Source organism: Nostoc sp. DedVER02, assembly GCF_034530675.2.
Lineage (GTDB): Bacteria > Cyanobacteriota > Cyanobacteriia > Cyanobacteriales > Nostocaceae > Nostoc.
The window spans coordinates 250,246-264,121 of the sequence record NZ_JAVRCP020000002.1; the positions used below are offsets into that span (position 1 = coordinate 250,246).

The window sequence follows — 13,876 nt, forward strand, 5'->3', positions numbered from 1 at the left end:
GTAGCGTCTTGTAAAGAAGCTATGCCTTTGCGTTCGCGTGGGTGTCGCAGACAAACCTTTCGTTCACAAACTATCTCCAATACAACAAGAGAAGGCTTTACGCTCCGGTATTATTGGAAGCTTAAATTCTCTATTGTCTAAATTAACCACCAAATCCCATATTTTAGTGGTAACTCCTACCCTCTTAATTACGAATTACGAATTACGAATTACGAATTATTTTGAGTTATTTCCTTTCAGGATAAGCTCCTGATTGTACTTTGAAGGTTTGAATTTTCCCGCTACGGCTGACTTCAATAGCTAAAATGTCCCCAACTTTGCTGGACTCTACCAGCTTTTGAACTTGGGCTGAGGTTTTGACTGGTTTACCGTTAACTTTTTGAATCACGTCTCCAGGAAGCAATCCTCCGCGCTTGGCTGGAGAATCACCTGTGACTCCTTTAATCACAATTCCAGCATCCTGCTGAATGTTCAGTTGATTTTCTTGATTAATCTGCTGTTTTCTGATGGGAGAAAGGTCTGCCATTTCAATACCCAAGAAAGGATGTTCTACACGCCCTTTGGTAAAAAGTTCATTAGCAATGCGGGCGGCGGTTTCAATGGGGATAGCAAAACCAAGTCCTTGAGCATCAGCGCGGATAGCAGTGTTAACACCAATCACTTCGCCTTGAGCGTTTAACAAGGGGCCACCAGAATTACCAGGGTTAATTGCAGCATCAGTTTGGATAAAGGTGACTCGCTTATCTGGGACACCAACTTGAGTGCTGGTGCGATCGGTAGCGCTGACAATGCCAATAGTGACAGTATTATCTAAACCCAGAGGATTGCCAATTGCGATCGCCCACTGTCCTGGTATTAAGTTTTGTGAATTGCCTAGTCTCACAGTCGGTAAATTATTCGCTTTTATTTTTACCACTGCCACATCTGTCACAGAATCAACTCCTACCACCTTTCCCTCTAAACTTCGACCATCTTTAAGGGTGACTTGTACCGTATCTGTATCTGCTACCACATGAGCATTAGTGAGTAATTCTCCATCCTCGCTCAAAATAAATCCCGATCCTGTACCGCGTTCAATCCGTTCTTCGGGAATTGGTTGCTCATCCTCTCCGAAAAATCGCCGCAAGAGGGGATTTTTCAAAGCGTCAGAGATCGGATTGGCTACTTTACGAGTAGCATTAATTCGCACCACAGCCGGGCCAACTTTTTGCACTGCTGTCGCAATAAAATTTACATTATCCCCTCCAGTAGCCCCAATCCCGCCGTTAGGAGAATTTGGCACTACAGATTCTGGAGGGGAAGCCATTGTTACATTTCTTAACTGTTGGAATGAGGGATTTTGTAGCAGAAGATAGCGACTGCCAAACAAACCTGCACCACAGCCGAACACTAGTAAGAACACATAAACGCCTAGTTGCTTTAAAGATAACTTCATAATCATTCTGCTTAAAAGAGCAATGCAGTTGCTAATTTCTAAGTGTAGTCAAGCTAACGGGAAGTGGACAGATCAATTTACTAGGAATTGGGAATTGGGAATTGGGAATTGGGCATTGGGGATTAGGGATTGGGCATTGGGGATTGGGCATGAAGAAGAGACAAGGGAGACTTGGAAGAGGGGGGAAACTTGGAAGAGACTTATTCAGTAATTCCCCCTTGTCCCCTTGTCCCCTTGCCCCCTTGCCCCCTGCCTCTTCTGCTCCCTGCCTCTCATCTCCCCAATCTCCATACTCTGCATCTAAAATCTAAAGTTAATGCGCGTTTGACCTTGATACATGACTTTACCTTTTCGTCAACTTTTTCTCTGTAGCTTAGTTAGCGTCTTGGGCCTAGTAAGCATACTGCCAAACTTGAACAGTGCTAATGCTGCTGTAGATGGTTGCCCAACTCCAGCCCTATCTCGCTTCCAACGCCATAAAGTTGTTCGTGGCGAAACTTTGGAGAGCATAGCGCAGCGCTATAATCTCATTCCTACAACTATTATTGGCATGAATCCAGCTTTGCAGAATGGTGCGATGCCTACGGCGGGTTTCACCAACCCATCTGTTGGTAGTGTGCTTCAAATTCCTCCCTACAATGGGATTGTAGTTGAAGTACCTCGCGGTGAAACTTGGCGACAAGTGGCAGCACAATATAAAGTCCGGGCTGATAGCCTTTTTGAGGTGAATGGCTGCCAACAAGACCCCAGAATTGTGTTTGTTCCGGGGGTAAATTGGTCGCCCAATGGGGTTGTAACTAAATCCCCTTTACCTACTGATGCAGGTGCGCCAAACCGTGCATCCCTATCTGGATACCCCTTGGCACAAGTGGCAACTGTAGGATTAGCTTACGGCTGGCAAATTAATCCGGCGACAGGTGAAGTTTTCTTCCACAGTGGTGTTGACTTGTTAGCACCAGTTGGTAGTAATGTAGTAGCGATCGCACCTGGAACTGTAGCCTTTGCTAAGGATCAAGGTTCTTATGGCAAGTTAGTCATCATTAACCACCCTGGCGGACTCCAAAGCCGCTACGCCCAGCTTGACAGCATCAAAGTTACCGTCGGTCAGCAAGTAAAAAAAGGAGACTTACTAGGAACAGTAGGCACTAGTGGAAAACCAACTTCCACTCAACCGCATCTCCATTTTGAAGTACGTTCTACCTCATCTCTGGGTTGGGTAGCACAAGATCCAAAGGGTTACTTGAAGAAATAAAGAGTATGGGATAAAGGAGATAACGGGCACAGGAAGAATAACGAAAGCGCAATTCCCAATTCCCAATTCTCAATTACCAAATCCAATATTTTCGCTAGATTTTACGATGTGCATTCCTGCCTCTGCAAACCTTGCAAATGCTGCATCTGCCTGTTCTGTGTAGTCCACAACACTAGGGACAACAACGGGCGAAGTGCAATCTTCTAGTAGATAGATTTTTTGAGCAAGGGTAGCATCTACCTGTTTAATTTCTGTTAATAAATCGTCAATTGTCCAGGCGACACAATGACTTTTAGCTTGACCACCAATAATTACTGCATCAAATTCTAAAAGTTGCTTAATTAAACGAGCATTCTTTTGACCAAGTGGACGTTGTTCAAAATCTTCTAACACTTCGGGACGCAAGATTGAATAATTTTCTGTTAAGGGATTTTCACCTTTAATTTCAAATTGCGTCTGATTTTGACGAGCAATACTATGGAAAAATATTGCTTCTTCTACCGAGGAAGCTAAAGCATGACCTATACCACCCAACATAGAATGATAAGGCCAAACTGTGAGGGGATATTTACCGTCTTGACTGAGTTTTCTAATGTAATGATAAGCGTGTTTTTCTAATAATTCATAATCTCCATTAGTAATACTTTGAGCAACTGCTGGATTAACTTTCCAGATACCTTGTTCAATATCTACTGTGGTGATATTAGTTGCGGCTGGAGTCGGATGTTCTCCGGCGGCGTTTACCCAAAAAATTGGATGGAAGATTTGCGTTGCTGTGTGAGTATCTAGAGTAGGTACAATTTTTGTAATTACTCCTAAATTGCGATAGATAAATTCACACAATCTGACGTTATCATCCACCGCCGCCTTACCTGATTTACCGCCTACAAATAATTCAAAGCCAGGGATGCAGAAGGTATTTTGGACATCAATTAATAAGAGGCAAATACGGGTTTTATCTAAAGATGCAGGTTTGATATCGTGTTGCTTCGCCCAGATTTCAGCTTCGGTAGCACGTTCTTGGTAAGGTACGCGCCAGACTTTACCCACTTCTTCAGGGTTAAAGTGTGGGGGAATTAGTAGTTGGGGTGTTATTTGGGTGTTCATAATTACAATTGCTTTTATTCTGTAATAACATCTACAATTTCAATCCCCAAATTTTCTTAAGTCTAAAATTAATAGTATATTTGTATTATATAAAGATAAGTTTAGCGATCGCTCTCATCTAAACTTTGCAACATCGCCAACGTCGATCTAACCACTCATCTGTAAACCAACCATAAGGCAAAATATTTATAATCCGAGGCAGCTACAAGTATGCAGGAAATTTGGACAAGTTATTCAGATGTGGCATGACAACGATATTCGAGAACTCGTCGCTTCAAGTTTTCAGAACTGGCTAGAGGAATATGCCACTGCTTTAGAATCTGGTCAATATGTTTTCCATGAATACGGAGGTATAGTCAAAGCGGATAGTATCTGGTGTGTGTAAATTTAGGAGCAACGCAACTTAATCAGGTTAAAGCTATCGCTACTCAAGCTACTCACTTAAAAAGATTTTAAGTAATATATCTTTACAAACGAGCAAAACCTTTAAATTGCTCTTTATTTCTTTGCCTGTTTTATTTTCCTTTTTTTCTATCTAATCACCAAAAGAGCCACCACCTGTGGCAATCTGGGAAACAGAGATTTATCAAATCTGATATTTTAACGACAGCAAATTTACCTAATCAGGTTATGCAAACTCTGCCCATAGTAGATACTTCAAATACTACATCCAGCCAACCTACCTTTGATACAACTATCAAGCGGCGTAAAACTCGCCCCGTAAAGGTGGGAAATGTCACCATTGGCGGTGGCTACCCCGTTGTAGTGCAGTCAATGATTAACGAAGATACCCTTGATATTGATGGTTCCGTGGCTGGTATTCGTCGTTTGCACGAAATTGGCTGCGAAATTGTCCGCGTCACAGTGCCAAGTATGGCTCATGCTAAAGCTTTAGCAGAAATTAAACAAAAATTAATAAAAACTTACCAAGACGTGCCAATTGTGGCAGATGTCCATCACAACGGACTGAAAATCGCTGTGGAAGTCTCCAAGCACATAGAAAAAGTGCGGATTAATCCGGGGTTGTATGTATTTGAAAAGCCCAACATTAATCGAACCGAGTATACTCAATCTGAATTTGACGAAATTGGTGATAAAATCCGCGAAACCCTAGAACCTCTAGTAGTTTCTTTGCGAGATCAAGGTAAATCGATGCGAATTGGGGTAAATCATGGTTCCCTCGCGGAAAGGATGCTATTTACCTACGGTGACACCCCAGAAGGAATGGTGGAATCTGCCATAGAATTCATTCGCATTTGTGAATCTCTAGATTTCCACAACTTAGTAATTTCGATGAAAGCCTCACGAGTACCCGTGATGCTAGCTGCCTATCGCCTTATCGCCAAGCGTATGGACGAACTGGGTATGGATTATCCGCTACATTTAGGCGTTACCGAAGCCGGTGATGGTGAATACGGGCGAATTAAATCCACAGCTGGTATTGCTACCTTACTTGCTGATGGCATTGGCGATACAATTCGCGTGTCACTGACAGAAGCACCAGAAAAAGAAATTCCCGTTTGCTACAGCATTCTCCAAGCTTTGGGATTGCGAAAAACAATGGTGGAATACGTTGCTTGTCCTTCTTGTGGACGCACTTTGTTCAACCTAGAAGAAGTTCTGCATAAAGTCAGGGAAGCCACTAAACACCTGACTGGGCTAGATATTGCAGTTATGGGTTGCATTGTCAACGGCCCTGGTGAAATGGCCGATGCCGACTATGGTTATGTAGGCAAAACACCTGGTTACATTTCTTTGTATCGTGGCCGAGAAGAGATTAAAAAAGTCCCGGAAGATAAAGGTGTAGAGGAATTAATTAACCTCATTAAGGCTGATGAACGCTGGGTAGAACCGTAGGGGAGGCGGGGGAGCAGGGGGACAAGGGGACAAGGGGGAATTATTGAATAAGTCTCTCCCAAGTCTCCCTCCTCTACCTTGTCTCTTCTTCATGCCCAATTCCCCATTCCCCATTCCCCATTCCCCATTCCCCATTCCCCATTCCCAATTCTTAAAACTTTTGTATTGATAACGACTAAGGTCGCCGGATTGTCAAGTATTTTGTTTAAATTAGGATACATGCTCGGTCTGTACAGTATAAGCCTGTGTTAGATTGAGCATACTGACTATATATTATTTTCCCTCTGATGCAGCTGTCATTATGGTGATTACAAAAAGTAGGCTTGTTTTGGGTGCTACGGCAGTGACACTTTCCACGATCGCAGTTACTAGCCTTGGCATTCATTCACGAGGTCAGGCTTTATTTAAAGCAAGTCCCAAGGAATTAGTAGATGAAGTTTGGCAAATTGTTCAGCGCCAATATGTAGACGGTACTTTTAATCAAGTAGATTGGCAGGCTGTTCGTAAGGAGTACTTAAGCAAGTCCTACAGTAATCCCCAAGAAGCGTATAAATCTATTCGGGAAATGCTGAAAAAGCTGGATGACCCATACACCCGGTTTATGAATCCCGAGGAATTCAAGAATATGCAAGTGGATACCTCTGGAGAATTGATAGGGATTGGGATCACTATCAGTCAAGATGAAAAAACGAAGCAACTTGTTGTAATTGCGCCAATTGAAGACACACCAGCATTTAAAGCTGGTGTTTTAGCAAAAGATGTCATCCTCAAAATCGACAACAAAAGCACTAAGGGGATGGATACTAATCAAGCAGTATCTCTGATTCGAGGTGAAGCAGGAACGCAAGTCAGCTTAACGATTCAGCGCGATGGTCAGACAAAACAGTTTGATATCAAACGGGCGCGCATTGAAATCCATCCCGTGAAATATTCCCAGAAGCAAACTCCAGCAGGTAATCTTGGCTACATTCGTTTAAACCAGTTCAGCGCCAATGCTGGTAAAGAAATGCAAACAGCTATCAAGGATTTAGAAAGCAAAAAGGTAGCTGGATACATTTTGGATCTACGTGGTAATCCAGGCGGCTTACTGTTCTCCAGTGTAGACATTGCCCGGATGTGGATAAATAAAGGTAAGATTGTCTCCACTGTTGAACGCCAAGGAGAGGCAGAAAAAGAAGAGGCAAATGGACGCGCCTTGACGGATAAACCTCTGGTAGTACTGGTAGATAAAGGTTCAGCTAGTGCCAGTGAAATACTTTCAGGGGCTTTGAAAGACAATAAGCGTGCTACTTTAGTTGGTACTCAAACCTTTGGTAAGGGATTAGTACAATCAGTACGTCCCTTGGAAGATGGCTCAGGATTGGCAGTAACAATTGCTCATTACTATACTCCCAACGGTACAGATATTAATCACAAAGGTATTAATCCAGATGTGAAGGTAGAGTTAACCAAAGAGCAAATGCAGGAATTATGGCTCCATGAACGCGATAAACTTGCTACTCTAGCAGATCCACAATTCGCTAAAGCAGTGGAAGTTATAGGTAAAAAAATTGCTGCTAAGGGCACAGCCACAGCAGAAAAATGAAGATTTAAGAATAAAGTTAGAAGTCAGGAGTTAGGATAAAAACCATTATTTATAACTTTTGTAGAGACGCGATGAATCACGTCTCTACAAAAGTTAAACTGGTTGGCACTTTCCAGACCTAATGAGTCCGACACGCCGAGCGATCGCCTCTCCCTCTGAACTAAAAGGCCCCCACTGTTCTATAGTCTCTAAATCATCGTCGCCAACTTCGTCACTGGTGACGATTTTGCAGTTTCCAGCAGATTGCTTGACAATATACCAAGTTTCTGATTCATTCATGCTTGAAACGAAAAATTTGTTTTTTACTGTAAAAATTTTACGGCATAGAGAAAGGATTTTCGCACCTATGCGATCGCACCGAAGTTAATTGCTAAAGTCATTTAGATATGATTTAGACATGGTTTCTGTAACAATGTCTAATTTTATCTCCTCAGAGTTTTTGATTTGGTTTAGGTGCGTTGCATAGTTTACCGCCGTAGGCATCGCTTAACCTGAATTTCACTTAAATTTTACTCCAGTTAGGTAATATTATTTTGCCGTAAAATTAATCTACAAGCGATCGCCGTAGGAAGAATAAATTTGTTATTGCTCTTGGCTATCCACTGATGAATTTTAATCAAAAAATAAAGTGTAGTTAAACAAGTAAAAGATTTGCATTGCTGATTATAGGACTCATATTTGATTGCGTGAAAAAAACTCAGTACACCTTTATTCGTTCTTCCCAGTCCCTAGTAAAGAGTCCCTAGTCTCTACGAGTAATTCTCCGAATCAAATCGGATTGCTATAGATGTATAAATGTTGGTGTACAAGAAATGAAAATTTTAGAACCACCGCTCATCAAAAAAGTATATTTTTTGATTGTTAGCTCTGCCGAATAAAGATTTTGGCTCTTGTATCACTCGATATTTAGCATTCTAAAAATATTTATTTTTGTATCACTGTATGCTTGATATTGAAGCGAAGAACTTGGACACTGTTTTTGTAATTAGAGTACAAAAACGTGAAAAAAATCAGGATTTTCAAGTTTCTACTGCCATTCGTGACGGTGGTTTTATTCATAATTGGGTTAGCACAGATTGTACCAGCTCAGTCATCAGTAAGCGTTCATCTAACCCTTGGCAACCCTAGCAATGCTGGAACTACTAGCCAAAATAATTACTTATTGGTAAAACCACAATATGTAATTGGTTATAACTGCGGAATAGGTAGACCAAATTGGGTGTCTTGGCAGTTGAATAATAGTTGGTTAGGTAGCACACCGAGACAAGATACTTTTCGGGCTGATACAACACTACCTTCTGGGTGTTATCAAGTTCAATCTACCGATTTTAGTGGAAGTGGATTTGATCGCGGTCACATGACACCCAGTGCTGACAGAACTAGTAGTGTTACTAATAATTCTGCCACTTTTTTGATGAGTAATATGATTGCTCAAGCCCCAGATAACAATCAGGGAATTTGGGCAAGCCTAGAGGATTATGCCAGAACTTTAGTAGGACAGGGTAAAGAACTCTATATCATATCTGGTGGATATGGGATAGGCGGTAATGGTTCTAACGGAACGTTCTCTACAATAGCTGATGGACGGGTTCAAGTCCCTAACAGAACCTGGAAAATTATTGTTGTATTAAATACTCCTGGTTCAGGTCTTGGTGGTGTGACAACCAGCACGAGAGTCATTGCTGTCAATATTCCCAATGCTCAAGGTGTGCGAACAGCGAATTGGAGAAACTATCGGGTTAGCGTTGATTCATTAGAATCCCTAACTGGATACGATTTTCTCTCACAAGTTTCAACATCTATTCAGTCTGTAATTGAAGCACAAATCGATACTTTATAAGTTGGATCGCAGAAGAATTCAGAATTCAGGAGTCAGAATCAAGACGCTGTGGGTAGCTTGCTTCCTCCCAGATTTTACATTACCCTATCCGCTAAAAGTACAGAATACCCAACTGAATTTTAACTTACGCATTATGTGGATTAGACGCTAAAACCCTTGATTTATCGTTGATTTGGATAATTCACATCAGACGTAACTTCTAACTGCTGAATTCTGTTTTGATAAACGAGAAAGCCTAGCCATATGTACAGCTAGGCTTTTGTTTAAACAAATGTTCAAACTGCTTACTAGGTTTCAACTAGTTTTGTAACTACTCCAGCTAAGTCACCGTCTTTAGTTTGTCCGATGATATAAGCGTCAATATTTATTTGTCCAACACGATAAACCTTGATGTCACTAAGATTATCTTTAAGTGTCTGAATAAGTGTTTGAAATTTTTTAACATCTTGTTTCTGTAATTCATTATGCCACTCTTGCTCAAATGCACAATTACGAAAAAGATAGTCCAACTCTACTACTTCGATTGGCAGGTTTTGAGAACCTGTTAGCTGTAATATCTTCTCTTGTGTTGCAGGTGCAACACCTTTCCATTGAACAACCTCAAAAGGGTAATCAGACTCGCTCATCATTAACAAGCCAGTACTAGCTTCCTTGAGTTTTTCGACAATCTCGCCGCTCATAGTTATCAGTTTTTAGCAACGCTTATACTGTATCATTCAGCCAGCAGCAAGGTAGAAAGCCCAAAGAGAGATATACTAACTATTTATTCTATTTTAAGCGATCGCTAATCAGAAAATTTTATGGCTTTGAAGCTCCTGCGTCAGGCTGGATCAAAATAGGTACTCCGCCTTTCTCAGAACCAATAATTACAATTTTAGAATTATTAGATTGAGCTAGTTTTTCTGTAGCTTCAATCGCTCGTAATTGCAGTACTTGGTTAGTGAGTCCACCAGAGATAATTTTTTGCGAATCAGCAATACCTTGTGCTTCAATCCGCTTCCGTTCCGCCTCTTGACGTTCTTTCTCTAAAACAAATTTCATCTGCTGATTTTCTTGTTCTACCTTGAGTTTATTTTGAATTGCAGCTTGCAGAACATCAGGCATTTTGACGTTTCGCAAAAGAGCTTCTTCGACAATGAAGCCCAAAGTGGGTATTTCATTGGTGAGTTGTTGGTCTATTTTTTGAGCAATTTCTTGGCGTTTTGTAGAGTAAATAGCACTAGCTGGGTAATTTGCTGTAATGGCTCGAACAGTAGAGCGGAATCTAGAAATTACCAGTTGGGTTTCGTCAGTCCCAATTGTTTTATATACTGTTGCAGCTTTTTGCGGATCTAGTTTGTATTGAAGACTGACATCAAGATTTAGGCTCAAACCTTCCTGAGATGTTACATCAACGTTTTCTTTCACATCTTTAAGGCGAGTGGAAAAATTCAGTACCTTATTAAAGGGATTTACCAAGTGAACACCAGGAGCAAGGGTATTTTCGTCAACTTGACCAAAAAAATTGACGATACCGACATTGCCTGGTGGTACAATCACTAAAAGCCTGGAAAACGAATTAAAGACTGCAATACTGCCAATCAATATCGTAATTGCGCGTACCGCTAAACGCGATCTTTCGCCAGATATCTTACCTGTATTCAGATAAACGAGAATTGCAATCAGGCTACTTAGGAGAGAGAGTATAAAGCCCATGAGTTTTTGTTTGTGGTTAAGATGGATATACTTAATCACATAGTTCCCAGATGCTTTTATGAAACTAATAAGTTACAACTTATTCCTTGGCTTGTCGAACATTATCGTTCGATGGACTTGGTTAAAGCCGTCCGTCAACGTCACCAAAGAACGGCTGCTCGTTCTCTTGACATCTGGGCTGATGTCTTAACTTGACACCAATGGCAAGATACCTACCCCATAAGAGATTATTGGATATTTTTTTGTATGAAAAATTAAAAAAGCAAACTATACAGATTTTCACCACAGGAGTTATCAAGTGTTCATTCCCGAAATTACTCAAAAGTTATTAGCAGCAAAACAAGACAAAAGATTAAGCTTTGCTGATTTAGAAAAAATCCTTAGACGCGATGAGGTATGGATTGCTGCTTTAATTTACCGTCAAGCTAGTGCTTCCCAAGAAGAAGCTAAGTTACTAGTCGAAGCGTTGGGGCTAGATGCAAGTTATATTAACGAGTTAACTGAATATCCTCTAAAAGGATTAGGCCCAGTTGTACCAACTGACCCATTAATTTATCGTTTCTACGAAATTATGCAGGTGTACGGATTCCCACTTAAAGCCGTGATTCACGACAAATTCGGCGATGGGATTATGAGCGCCATTGACTTTACTTTAGATGTGGAAAAAGAAGCAGACCCCAAAGGCGATCGCGTTAAAATCATTATGTCTGGAAAATTTCTACCATACAAAAAATGGTAGTATTTTAAGAAGTTATATCAACCTGTATATTGATTTGTAAGCAATTATTTCAAGAGTATATTCTCATGCACAAGAATACAAAGTTAATTCCAATGAAGCTATTTTCTATAGTTAAAACTTAATTTATATATGTTTCAAGTTATACTGCTATGAGTCAACATAAACTTGGAAATTATATATACAAAACTACAACATAAGTATAGATAATTACTCTACTACGGCACAATTTGTATTCAACCTTGAATCATTGTATAGGGCTACTATTTGATTTTTGAAAAGATACGTAGTAATGCGCCAAAGCCTTAAGAGTGGTACGTTACGGCTTACGCTTAATACACCCTACAAATACTACAAATACTTAGATTTTTTAGAAATCAAATATGATTCCTATATCAAAGCTAAACGCTAACTTTTGGAGAAAAATAAATTTAACTTTTGCCATATCAGCGTAACATGTATACTCTTTGAGAGTGCTATAAATGACTCCAGAATTATCCCAAAATAATCTCAAAGCCTAACTTTTTTCAGTAAGCTCTCCAATAGTAGTGAGAATAACCTTTTATTTGCTCATTAAGGGCAGATAGTCGTATTATATCAACCAATAGCCAAGGTTATACATACTTGCAATATTTGTGACCACTGAGTTATAAAAAATAGTCAGTTTGTGAAAATAGTGCTTTCAGTAACAGTGTTCTCGCAAATAAGACTTGTATACCACCGAAAAAACTGTACTTTAAAGAGATCGTAAATTGTCTAAGATAATCTCATCAACACACTTTACAGAACTATACAGTGTAAATAAGAATAATAACTTAACCGATGTAAAATTTTCCTGAATGCAGGCAATTAATGTTGTGATAGGGAAAAGAGTGAGTAGAGGAGAGAGAAAGCGATGAGGGACCCTTATCTGTTGGCAGCAGGCTTGTTAACAGGATTAGCAATACCAGCATCGGCTCTTCCACATTTGTCAATTGTCCTGCCAGAAAGTTCTAGATTCCTGTGGGATTTAAAACAAGGCTCGCAGACAATAGTAAGTAGACAAATCATCCCCAGCGTTGATCTCTCCTTACCAGAACTCAGTGGGCAAGCGTTCCAACCCCTAAAAAATTCACAGCCGACGGTAGACGAGAAAAATGTCTCTAGCGTCCCCGAACTCAGTAGTGAAGGATTACCAGCTTCAACAGAATCATTAGCCAACCCCAGCGCCCAAGCAACGGGTATTTCATTGACATCTGGTAATCAACTTTACTACCAAAGATTGGCGGCTTTGAAAACAGGTCAGATTTATACACGTGCAAATAGTGATAATTTGCAATCTTTGTGGGAGTCGATTAGGAAGCGTCAACTAACTTATGATGACTGGAAAAGTTTACTAGCTTTAGAAGCTAGAGCGATCGCTCAAGGTCAAGGTTCAAATCATCTAAGTATCTTAGTTGGTGATTCTTTGAGTATGTGGTTTCCTAAAGAAAAACTGCCTAGTGGGAAATTGTGGCTCAATCAAGGCATCTCTGGAGATACTTCTAGTGGGGTTTTAAAAAGATTAAATGCATTTTCGGCAACCCGTCCCGATGTGATTTATGTCATGGCTGGAATTAACGACTTACGAAAAGGCGCTAGCGATGACACGATTTTGCGTAATTATCGCCGGATTGTCCGTCGTTTACGGGACGATCACCCAAAAGCTGAAATCATGGTTCAATCAATTTTACCTACTCGTCTAGCAAAACTTTCTAATAGCCGCATTCGTCACATCAACACCCAACTAACCCAGATTGCTAAACAAGAAGGCGCTAATTATTTAAATATTTATAGCTGGTTTACAGATATGGAAGGCAATATGCGCCCAGAGTTAACCACAGATGGTTTGCACCTGTCGCAAGAAGGTTATGATGTTTGGCGCTCGGCATTACAGCAGATAGAATACAAGCTAACTCAGCGTGAAAATTGAGCGATCGCCCCAAAGTCGAACGAGCGCAATTTTAGATTTATGGAAGTTACCGACAACGATGCGATCGCCATACGTTCGCTAATTGAAAACCAATTGGCAGCCTTTCAAAAGGATGATGCTCAAGGTGCTTTTGCCTTCGCCAGTCCAGGAATTCAGGCGCAATTTGGTACTCCAGAAAATTTTATACAGATGGTGAAGATAAGCTACCCAGCAGTATACCGTCCTCGTTCTGTCTTTTTTGAGAAGATAACAACCATCCAAGGAGACATAACTCAGCCAGTACTACTTCTTGCTCCTAATGGAGTTCCCTTTAGAGCTTTATATTTTATGGAAAAACAGCCGGATAATGCCTGGAGGATTAACGGCTGCTTTCTAGTTTCTGTAGAAGGTAAAGAAATATAAACTGGATCTCCATAGA

14 protein-coding genes are annotated in these 13,876 nt (G+C 40.6%); 9 read left to right on the forward strand and 5 right to left on the reverse strand.

Annotated elements, in window-relative coordinates; genetic code table 11:
- Positions 1-226: 226 nt before the first annotated feature.
- Positions 227-1,435: an HhoA/HhoB/HtrA family serine endopeptidase gene (locus tag RMZ41_RS04995; protein ID WP_322640510.1), complete on the reverse strand. Its 1,209-nt coding sequence runs from the start codon at positions 1,433-1,435 to the stop codon at positions 227-229.
- A 337-nt stretch (positions 1,436-1,772) separates the two neighbouring features.
- Between RMZ41_RS04995 and RMZ41_RS05000 the strand changes: the two genes are divergently transcribed.
- Entirely contained in the window at positions 1,773-2,687 is a 915-nt protein-coding gene (locus RMZ41_RS05000; protein WP_322640511.1) for a M23 family metallopeptidase, read from the forward strand.
- A gap of 69 nt (positions 2,688-2,756) precedes the next feature.
- On the opposite strand, the gene RMZ41_RS05005 is transcribed toward RMZ41_RS05000, so the two are convergent.
- Positions 2,757-3,794, reverse strand: a complete 1,038-nt coding sequence (locus tag RMZ41_RS05005; RefSeq protein ID WP_322640512.1) for an isochorismatase — start codon at positions 3,792-3,794, stop codon at positions 2,757-2,759.
- A 238-nt stretch (positions 3,795-4,032) separates the two neighbouring features.
- Between RMZ41_RS05005 and RMZ41_RS05010 the strand changes: the two genes are divergently transcribed.
- The 3 genes from RMZ41_RS05010 (at position 4,033) to ctpC (ending at position 7,236) form a co-directional block, all read left to right on the forward strand.
- Positions 4,033-4,179 carry a hypothetical protein gene (locus tag RMZ41_RS05010; protein ID WP_322640513.1) on the forward strand — a complete coding sequence of 49 codons (147 nt, stop codon included), beginning with the start codon at positions 4,033-4,035 and terminating at the stop codon, positions 4,177-4,179.
- 245 nt (positions 4,180-4,424) lie between these two features.
- Positions 4,425-5,651, forward strand: a complete 1,227-nt coding sequence (gene ispG, locus RMZ41_RS05015) for a (E)-4-hydroxy-3-methylbut-2-enyl-diphosphate synthase (protein ID WP_322640514.1) — start codon at positions 4,425-4,427, stop codon at positions 5,649-5,651.
- A gap of 301 nt (positions 5,652-5,952) precedes the next feature.
- Complete coding sequence (gene ctpC, locus RMZ41_RS05020) at positions 5,953-7,236, forward strand: carboxyl-terminal processing protease CtpC (protein ID WP_322640515.1); 1,284 nt, start codon at positions 5,953-5,955, stop codon at positions 7,234-7,236.
- 93 nt (positions 7,237-7,329) lie between these two features.
- Here the strand turns inward: ctpC and RMZ41_RS05025 are convergent, their stop codons facing one another.
- On the reverse strand, positions 7,330-7,515 hold the full coding sequence (locus tag RMZ41_RS05025; protein WP_322640516.1) for a DDE transposase family protein: 186 nt from the start codon (positions 7,513-7,515) through the stop codon (positions 7,330-7,332).
- A gap of 721 nt (positions 7,516-8,236) precedes the next feature.
- Here RMZ41_RS05025 and RMZ41_RS05030 point away from each other — a divergent pair.
- Positions 8,237-9,076 carry a DNA/RNA non-specific endonuclease gene (locus RMZ41_RS05030; RefSeq protein WP_322640517.1) on the forward strand — a complete coding sequence of 280 codons (840 nt, stop codon included), beginning with the start codon at positions 8,237-8,239 and terminating at the stop codon, positions 9,074-9,076.
- 287 nt (positions 9,077-9,363) lie between these two features.
- On the opposite strand, the gene RMZ41_RS05035 is transcribed toward RMZ41_RS05030, so the two are convergent.
- The gene (locus RMZ41_RS05035; protein ID WP_322640518.1) at positions 9,364-9,756 is read right to left on the reverse strand and encodes a nuclease A inhibitor family protein; all 393 of its coding nucleotides are present in this window, start codon (positions 9,754-9,756) and stop codon (positions 9,364-9,366) included.
- A gap of 118 nt (positions 9,757-9,874) precedes the next feature.
- Entirely contained in the window at positions 9,875-10,771 is an 897-nt protein-coding gene (locus RMZ41_RS05040) for an SPFH domain-containing protein (protein WP_322640519.1), read from the reverse strand.
- A 21-nt stretch (positions 10,772-10,792) separates the two neighbouring features.
- On the opposite strand from RMZ41_RS05040, the gene RMZ41_RS05045 reads away from it, so the two are divergent.
- From RMZ41_RS05045 to RMZ41_RS05060, 4 genes are all read left to right on the forward strand, one after another.
- Positions 10,793-10,966 (forward strand): hypothetical protein, encoded by a 174-nt coding sequence (locus RMZ41_RS05045; RefSeq protein WP_322640520.1) that lies wholly within the window; start codon positions 10,793-10,795, stop codon positions 10,964-10,966.
- 103 nt (positions 10,967-11,069) lie between these two features.
- Positions 11,070-11,510, forward strand: a complete 441-nt coding sequence (gene cynS, locus RMZ41_RS05050) for a cyanase (RefSeq protein WP_322640521.1) — start codon at positions 11,070-11,072, stop codon at positions 11,508-11,510.
- Between the two features lie 892 nt (positions 11,511-12,402).
- On the forward strand, positions 12,403-13,458 hold the full coding sequence (locus RMZ41_RS05055) for an SGNH/GDSL hydrolase family protein (protein WP_322640522.1): 1,056 nt from the start codon (positions 12,403-12,405) through the stop codon (positions 13,456-13,458).
- 39 nt (positions 13,459-13,497) lie between these two features.
- The gene (locus tag RMZ41_RS05060; protein WP_322640523.1) at positions 13,498-13,860 is read left to right on the forward strand and encodes a DUF4864 domain-containing protein; all 363 of its coding nucleotides are present in this window, start codon (positions 13,498-13,500) and stop codon (positions 13,858-13,860) included.
- The last annotated feature ends 16 nt before the right edge of the window (positions 13,861-13,876 follow it).